Origin of the sequence: Wolbachia endosymbiont of Cardiocondyla obscurior (assembly GCF_902713635.1) — a bacterium.
In the GTDB taxonomy this organism is placed as follows: domain Bacteria; phylum Pseudomonadota; class Alphaproteobacteria; order Rickettsiales; family Anaplasmataceae; genus Wolbachia; species Wolbachia pipientis.
The window spans coordinates 1-6,601 of sequence record NZ_CACTIU010000067.1; the positions used below are offsets into that span (position 1 = coordinate 1).

A 6,601-nucleotide genomic window follows, 5' to 3' on the forward strand; every position below is an offset into this window, starting at 1 on the left:
ACTTGAAAGTATAATGTAAGTAATTAGCCAACCACGGGGCTTCTTTTGCCTTTTTTTTCGTTTGGTAAATTTCTTAATGTTTGTAGCTAAACGATAACCGTCATCCCGCTACTTGTTAGCGGCCGAGATACCGCGAATGAATTGCGGTATGACGTAGGATTGCTGTCATTCCAGTGCCAAGCACTGGGATCCAGCCTTTATTATTTGGTTGAAATTAAGTCTTCTGGATCCCAGTGTCAGCTACTTGGATGACACCATTCTTTTTCCTGGATTCCAGTGTCTGGGCACTGGAATGACATCCTCCCTTGTGGAGATTGCTCTCAAATCACAATGTTCGTACAGCTATGCAAACACAAAGGTGTCATTCCAGCGCGTGACGCTGGAATCCAGTTGAGCTATTTCAACAAAAATACTGCATTTTGAGATGAACGTCTATTCTCACCAGACTTATTTACAAGTATAACAATTAAAGTCTGGATCCCAGTGTCAAGCACTGGAATGACATCATAGGGGCACTGCCCTTTTGGATGGAAACCAGTGTCAGCTACTTAGATGATACCTTTTTTCTACTTAGTTTGGGTTATGCAAGAAGTCTATTGCATTCCTGAGCAATTTGATTCATTATTCTTTTTGTAAAAAATTTTCTTAACTTTCTCTCCACTTTTTTGGTAAGGTCACTTTAAAGGAAGTCTAATAGATGCTACATAGAAATCCAGATGAGTTTCTAAAGTCTATTCCAAAAGATAAGCGCATAATGTGCCTTGACATGGGAGAAAAGCAAATAGGCATAGCATTTAGCGATAAAACACAGCTCATAGCCACAGCTCATAGCATATATCACAGAAAAAATATGAGCAAAGATTTAGGTTATCTGCATAGAATATTCAAAGAAAATGAATCTGGATCAATGGTAATAGGACTACCATTAAAAATGGACGAGCAAGAAACTAAATGGTGTAAAACTATAATCCAATTCGCAAATAAAATAATAAAAAAATATAAAGTAAATATATACTTACAAGACGAAAGCTTCTCAACATCTATCGCAACTCATACACTAAAAATTACTGGAATATCAATCACAAAATCGAAAAAAATAGATGATAAAATCTCCGCATGTATTATTTTGCAACGAACGTTAGACAAGATAAATACAATCAAATAGTTTTTCCAGATCTGGAAATCTTCAAACTGAATCCCATATAAAAGTTACTCAACAAAACAAGAACCTTTCGTATAAGCATGACAAATTGCTACAGCAAGAGCGTCAGCAGCATGGTGGCATTTTATACTCAAATTTTTAACTATTTGCTTCACCATAAATATCATCTGATCCTTATCAGCATGGCCATTTCCGGTAATGCTTTTTTTTACATAGTTTGCATCATATTCATTCATAGTTAGCTTTGTTATTTTTAACGCTAAAATTACAACCCCTCTTGCATATCCTAAAGTTAGTGAAGATTTAGGATTTTTATTAACAAAAATTTTCTCCACCGCAGCTTCATTCGGAGAGTATAGGGAAATTACTTTCTTTAATTGTTCAAAAATTATATGTAGGCGTTCACCTGTACCCAATTTACCATCAGTTGATATGGTACCGCCGCCCAAAAATTCAATATTATTTTTTTCGTTCAGGCTGATAATGGCCCACCCAGTCTTGCTTATTCCTGGATCTAGACCTATTATTTTAACCACTTAATAAACGCTTAACCAATAGACAAACAAAAATAAAAATATCCAGACTACATCTACAAAGTGCCAATACCAGGAGGCAAACTCAAAGCACAAATGGTCCTGAAGTGTAAATTGGCCTTTCCGTGCTCTAAATAAACACACTGATAAAAATATTATTCCTATTATAACGTGTGCGCAGTGAAAACCGGTAATCATATAAAAATTGGATGTATAAATAAGCTTTTCTCCTGTTTCTTGTAGAGAAAAACTCGCTTCATGATACTCTATTGCTTGCACTATTATAAAAAAAACTCCAAGCAATATAGTTATGGACAGCATTTTAATCATGCTCTTTTTATCATTTTTAAGTAAAGAGTGATTTGCCCAAGTAATTGTTGTACCAGAAAGCAATAATATTAATGTATTCATGAATGGTAGTGACCACGGATCAGGTGGCAAAATTCCCTCAGGGGGCCATTCAACTTTTTTTGCAGGAGAAAACGCCTCAAATAAAAAAACTGGATCAAGCCAGGCTTTAAAGAATGAACAAAAGAACACTATAAAAAATACGACCTCCGAGAGAATAAACAAGTACATTGCAAATTTGAGTCCATGTTTTACAATGGCAGTGTGACATTTGTCATAAATGGCCTCCCTTATTACATCTCTCCACCAATAAAACAGCACCCCTGATACTGCGGAGATTCCCAAAACTAAACAAAACATTCCGACAATTTGTTTATGAAGCGCGCCAACTAATCCAAGTGCAAGAATAAGAATTGCTGCTGATACAGCAATTGGCCAAGGGCTTGGATCCACTAAATGAAAATCATGTTCTTTACTTTTCATAGCATTTTAAAAAATACTTATTAAGGATACAAATTAGCTTAAAATTGTCAATGTTCCTTAGGAAATTGATTGAATCTTGAAAAATTATATGCACCGTTCAAAAAATCTAACACAAATTGTGCAGTTATTCTAAACAACTCAAGCATTCTGCTCTTTTCGTTTTCTCTTGCTCTGCTGCAATATCCATCAACAATATTTTCCAAAATAATGCATCCAGACTTTACTGAATCACTGTAACAAAAATTAAACCAATCCCTATATCTATTATTTTTCTTGAATCTATTTTTCATGCTATCAACGACAGTCTCGTATATAAACATGCAAGAATACAAAACCGTCATAGCCTCATAGGTATTACTATGCGAGATGGATAAAAGAAAATTAGTGAAATTAAAACACTCAAGAGATTTCTTTTCGCGACTTATACCGTACATAGTAAAGTAGTAGTCATATAGCATTCTATTAACAGTCACTACTCTTTGGGCTACTTCAGCAAGCGAGATAATACTACTATAATCTTCCATTTTGGATGCAGTAATTAAGGTGGTACGAATATAATCACCTAAGAACAACGTCTTTTGTTGAGCATAGAATTTGAAGTTCTCTATATTTAGGGTGTTATTCGCTAACTCAACATTAAAAGGATGCTCAATTATATCCTTTAAAAGATTTGACCCGTAACAGCTCCTAATTATGCCACTGAACACTGTAGTTACCGATAAAAGATCAAGTTAACGTAAATAATCCGCTGCTAATATTCTTTGCTAGATATATTAGAGTAATATGCCTCATCCCAAAACATTATTTCTAATTCCAGCCCTTTCTTAAAAAACTCATACATCCTCTTTTTTTCACAGTCACTAGCTTTTTTATATAGCTTATTTGTAATATCAGTAACCTCATCAATTACAGCATTTACTGTTTCGCTACTATAAATGTTGATCCACTCTTTGTATTTGTTATTTTTAACCCCTTTAGTTGTTATCTCATTTACCATATGGCGTATAACGATTTGGTATATGTTAAAGCAAGAATAAGATGCTACTAAAGCTTCATTAACAGAATTGTGATATGCGGCACTCATGAAAAAGTCAGTAAAGGCAGAACAAGCTCTTGACTTTTTGTGATCATCAGATAGATCACAATCTTCAAAATATTTTTTATACTGTTCTCGAACATAAAATGCTCCTTGTGCCAAATTGATTAAACTACTCATCATTTCAATATCATCAACTCTAGCTGCAACAATTAAAAAAGCACGAGCGCAATCTATACAATACAGAAAATCCTGCTGAAGGTAGAATTTGAATTTTTCATAATCTAATGTATTATTTATCAATTCAACATTAAAAGGGTGTTCTTTTATTTTATCAATAAGATCAGAAAACTCTTTTACAATTACGTTGTACAGTTCTCCTTCTATTTCGTTATACACTTTATAAGCCTCACAATAAAAATTGAATATAAAAATTATTACTAATGTGGTATAATTATTATGAAAAAGCGTGCTATGCTTTAACAATAAGCTAGTATATAAATATGGGGCTGTAAATCAAAAATTTTAGCAATCTAAAGAAATTTTACTATTACCTTCTATATTGAATTCTCTACAAAGATCAGCAGATAAGTCCATGTTTTCCCAAGAAAATCCACCGTCCCTTTCCGACTGTTTACCAAAATGTCCATAACAGGCTGTACGTTTATATATAGGATGATTAAGCGATAAATGCTTGATTATGCCTTTTGTTGATAAATCTATATTATTCTCGATAAACTTTTTAATTACTCTTTCCTCTACCTTATTCGCACCAAATGTATCAATATAGAATGAAGTAGGTTTTGATACACCAATTGCATAAGAAAGCTGCACAAGACAACGTTCAGCCAAACCTGCAAAGACAATATTTTTAGCAAGATATCTTGCCATATAAGCCGCAGATCTATCAACTTTGGTTGCATCTTTTCCGGAAAACGCTCCTCCACCGTGTGGAATATAACCTCCATAAGTATCAACCATAATTTTTCGTCCGGTTAATCCACAATCACTAACCGGTCCACCAATAACAAATCTACCAGTTGGATTGACTAAGAGATTTTCCTCAGGACACATCCATCCTTCAGGTAAAGATGAAACTATGTAAGGGTAAATTATTTCTTTTACTTTTGATTGATCCAAATCCTCAGGGTGCTGTATTGAGACAATAATACTTTCAGCACGTACCGGGAGGTTATTCTCATATGCCAAAGTGATTTGTGACTTTGCATCTGGACCAAGTTTTGCTTCTTTAACTGCGCTCATGATATTTTTCAGAATCGAGTGTGCATAAAAAATGGGTGCCGGCATAAGGTTTTCTGTCTCTGTTGTTGCATAGCCATACATTATGCCCTGATCTCCAGCACCTTGATCCAACCCTATTGCAATGTCATTTGATTGCTCATGCAGCAATATATTTACTTTCACTTTTCTCCAGTGGAACCCATCGTGCTTGTAACCAATATCTTTTATTGTATTCCGTACAATACTTTCAATCCTGCTATTTTTGATGTTAGGCCCAAACACTTCCCCAGCTATAATAACGTTATCTTTGGTGACTAAAGTCTCTATTGCAGCTCGCGCAAAAGGATCAGTAAAAAGGTACTCATCAAGTATTGCATCTGAAATTTGATCTGCTACTTTATCTGGATGACCAGCCGCCACTGATTCACTGGTTACTAAATTTTTATATAAACTCATGTTTTTGCTTATACAATATCAAAACCGCTATAGAAAACACAGTTAGTAACTACTAAATGGTGGGTCTGGGAAGAGTTGAACCTCCGACCTCACGCTTATCAGGCGTGCGCTCTAACCACCTGAGCTACAGACCCATGATTTATTCAAGCTGAAGCTTTCATATTATCTGTAGGCACGATATCAATAAAAGTCTTTTTATTTGCTGACCTTCTAAAGCTGACCCAGCCTTCTATTTTAGCAAAAATCGTATGATCTTTACCTATACCAACATTCTTTCCAGGATGGAATTTTGTGCCTCTTTGGCGCACAATTATGTTACCAGGAATAACCTTCCCATTCTTCTTTATTCCTAACCTACGACCCGCTGAATCTCTACCATTACAGGAACTACCACCTGATTTTTTAGTTGCCATATCTTACCTCTTACTTTTGAAGACTAATTTCATTTATACGAAGAACAGTTATATACTGCCTATGACCAGTTTTCCTACGGTAATTTTTTCTTCTTTTCTTCTTAAAGATTATAATTTTTTCCCCCCTGCACTGCTCCAACACTTCAGCTTTAACAGTAGCATTAGATGAATAAGATAAGCCATTATTTGAAATACAAATCACCTTATTGATTTCTACCTCTTTTTTTTCTTCAGCTTCTAACTTCTCTACCTTTATTATACTACCTTCTTTTACTAAATATTGCTTTCCACCAGTCTCAATTACTGCAAACATGATAAATATAAATTATTGTTATTAACTTTAATCGTAAACGATGTCATATACGCTGTCAATATAAATAAAAAGCATGACTTAACGTTCTTTTTGAGCTACTAAAATACTTCTATCTGTTTTCATCTTTTATCTACCTTTTCTCAGACAGTAGACTTCTTGCATAACCTAAGCAGAAAAAAGGCAAATAGTTATTATAGCTCTAAGTTTACCGACACCGTCATGCAAGTAGCCCCTTCTCCTGTCATCCGAGTAGCTGACACTGGTTCCTTTATGACGATGTCATCCAAGTGTCAGCTACTCGGATGACAAAAAAAGGAGCACTAGGATGACATCATCCTTTTTTGGGATTCCAGTGTCACGCACTGGGATGACAGCAGTCCTACGTCATACCGCCGCGAACCGTCATACCGCGATTCATTCGCGGTATCTCAGCAATAGATCCCGCTAACAAGCAGCGGGATGACGATTGTCGTTTAGCCATAAACATTAAGGAATTTACCAAATGAAAAAAAAGGCAAAAGAAGCCCCGTGGTTATTGTCCGCTTTAAAATATTGGCGTTTTTTATGTTTTAAACGCTTGACAAGCGAAATTCAGCTGCTTTTAATTGCAACTAA

At 35.1% G+C, this 6,601-nt stretch carries 9 protein-coding genes and 1 tRNA gene; 2 read left to right on the top strand and 8 right to left on the bottom strand.

Features of this window, described 5'->3' with window-relative positions:
- The first annotated feature begins 208 nt into the window (after positions 1-208).
- Positions 209-394, top strand: a complete 186-nt coding sequence (locus tag WOCAOBSORBRA_RS05145) for a hypothetical protein (protein WP_138264918.1) — start codon at positions 209-211, stop codon at positions 392-394.
- A gap of 303 nt (positions 395-697) precedes the next feature.
- Complete coding sequence (ruvX, locus tag WOCAOBSORBRA_RS05150; RefSeq protein ID WP_010082183.1) at positions 698-1,165, top strand: Holliday junction resolvase RuvX; 468 nt, start codon at positions 698-700, stop codon at positions 1,163-1,165.
- Between the two features lie 44 nt (positions 1,166-1,209).
- Here the strand turns inward: ruvX and ruvC are convergent, their stop codons facing one another.
- The 8 genes from ruvC to rplU all read right to left on the bottom strand — a co-directional run bounded on the left by ruvC (position 1,210) and on the right by rplU (position 5,986).
- On the bottom strand, positions 1,210-1,698 hold the full coding sequence (gene ruvC, locus WOCAOBSORBRA_RS05155) for a crossover junction endodeoxyribonuclease RuvC (RefSeq protein WP_151807779.1): 489 nt from the start codon (positions 1,696-1,698) through the stop codon (positions 1,210-1,212).
- Entirely contained in the window at positions 1,699-2,526 is an 828-nt protein-coding gene (locus tag WOCAOBSORBRA_RS05160; protein ID WP_006279354.1) for a cytochrome c oxidase subunit 3, read from the bottom strand.
- 47 nt (positions 2,527-2,573) lie between these two features.
- Complete coding sequence (locus WOCAOBSORBRA_RS05165) at positions 2,574-3,233, bottom strand: TenA family protein (RefSeq protein ID WP_010962391.1); 660 nt, start codon at positions 3,231-3,233, stop codon at positions 2,574-2,576.
- Positions 3,234-3,277: 44 nt separating this feature from the next.
- Positions 3,278-3,961, bottom strand: coding sequence for a TenA family protein (locus tag WOCAOBSORBRA_RS05170; RefSeq protein ID WP_038249063.1), 684 nt, complete (start codon positions 3,959-3,961; stop codon positions 3,278-3,280).
- Between the two features lie 126 nt (positions 3,962-4,087).
- Entirely contained in the window at positions 4,088-5,260 is a 1,173-nt protein-coding gene (metK, locus tag WOCAOBSORBRA_RS05175) for a methionine adenosyltransferase (protein ID WP_151807781.1), read from the bottom strand.
- 57 nt (positions 5,261-5,317) lie between these two features.
- Positions 5,318-5,394: transfer RNA gene (locus WOCAOBSORBRA_RS05180), tRNA-Ile, on the bottom strand.
- 9 nt (positions 5,395-5,403) lie between these two features.
- Positions 5,404-5,673 (bottom strand): 50S ribosomal protein L27, encoded by a 270-nt coding sequence (rpmA, locus tag WOCAOBSORBRA_RS05185; protein WP_006279564.1) that lies wholly within the window; start codon positions 5,671-5,673, stop codon positions 5,404-5,406.
- 10 nt (positions 5,674-5,683) lie between these two features.
- Positions 5,684-5,986, bottom strand: coding sequence for a 50S ribosomal protein L21 (gene rplU / locus WOCAOBSORBRA_RS05190; RefSeq protein ID WP_006279565.1), 303 nt, complete (start codon positions 5,984-5,986; stop codon positions 5,684-5,686).
- Positions 5,987-6,601 lie beyond the last annotated feature (615 nt).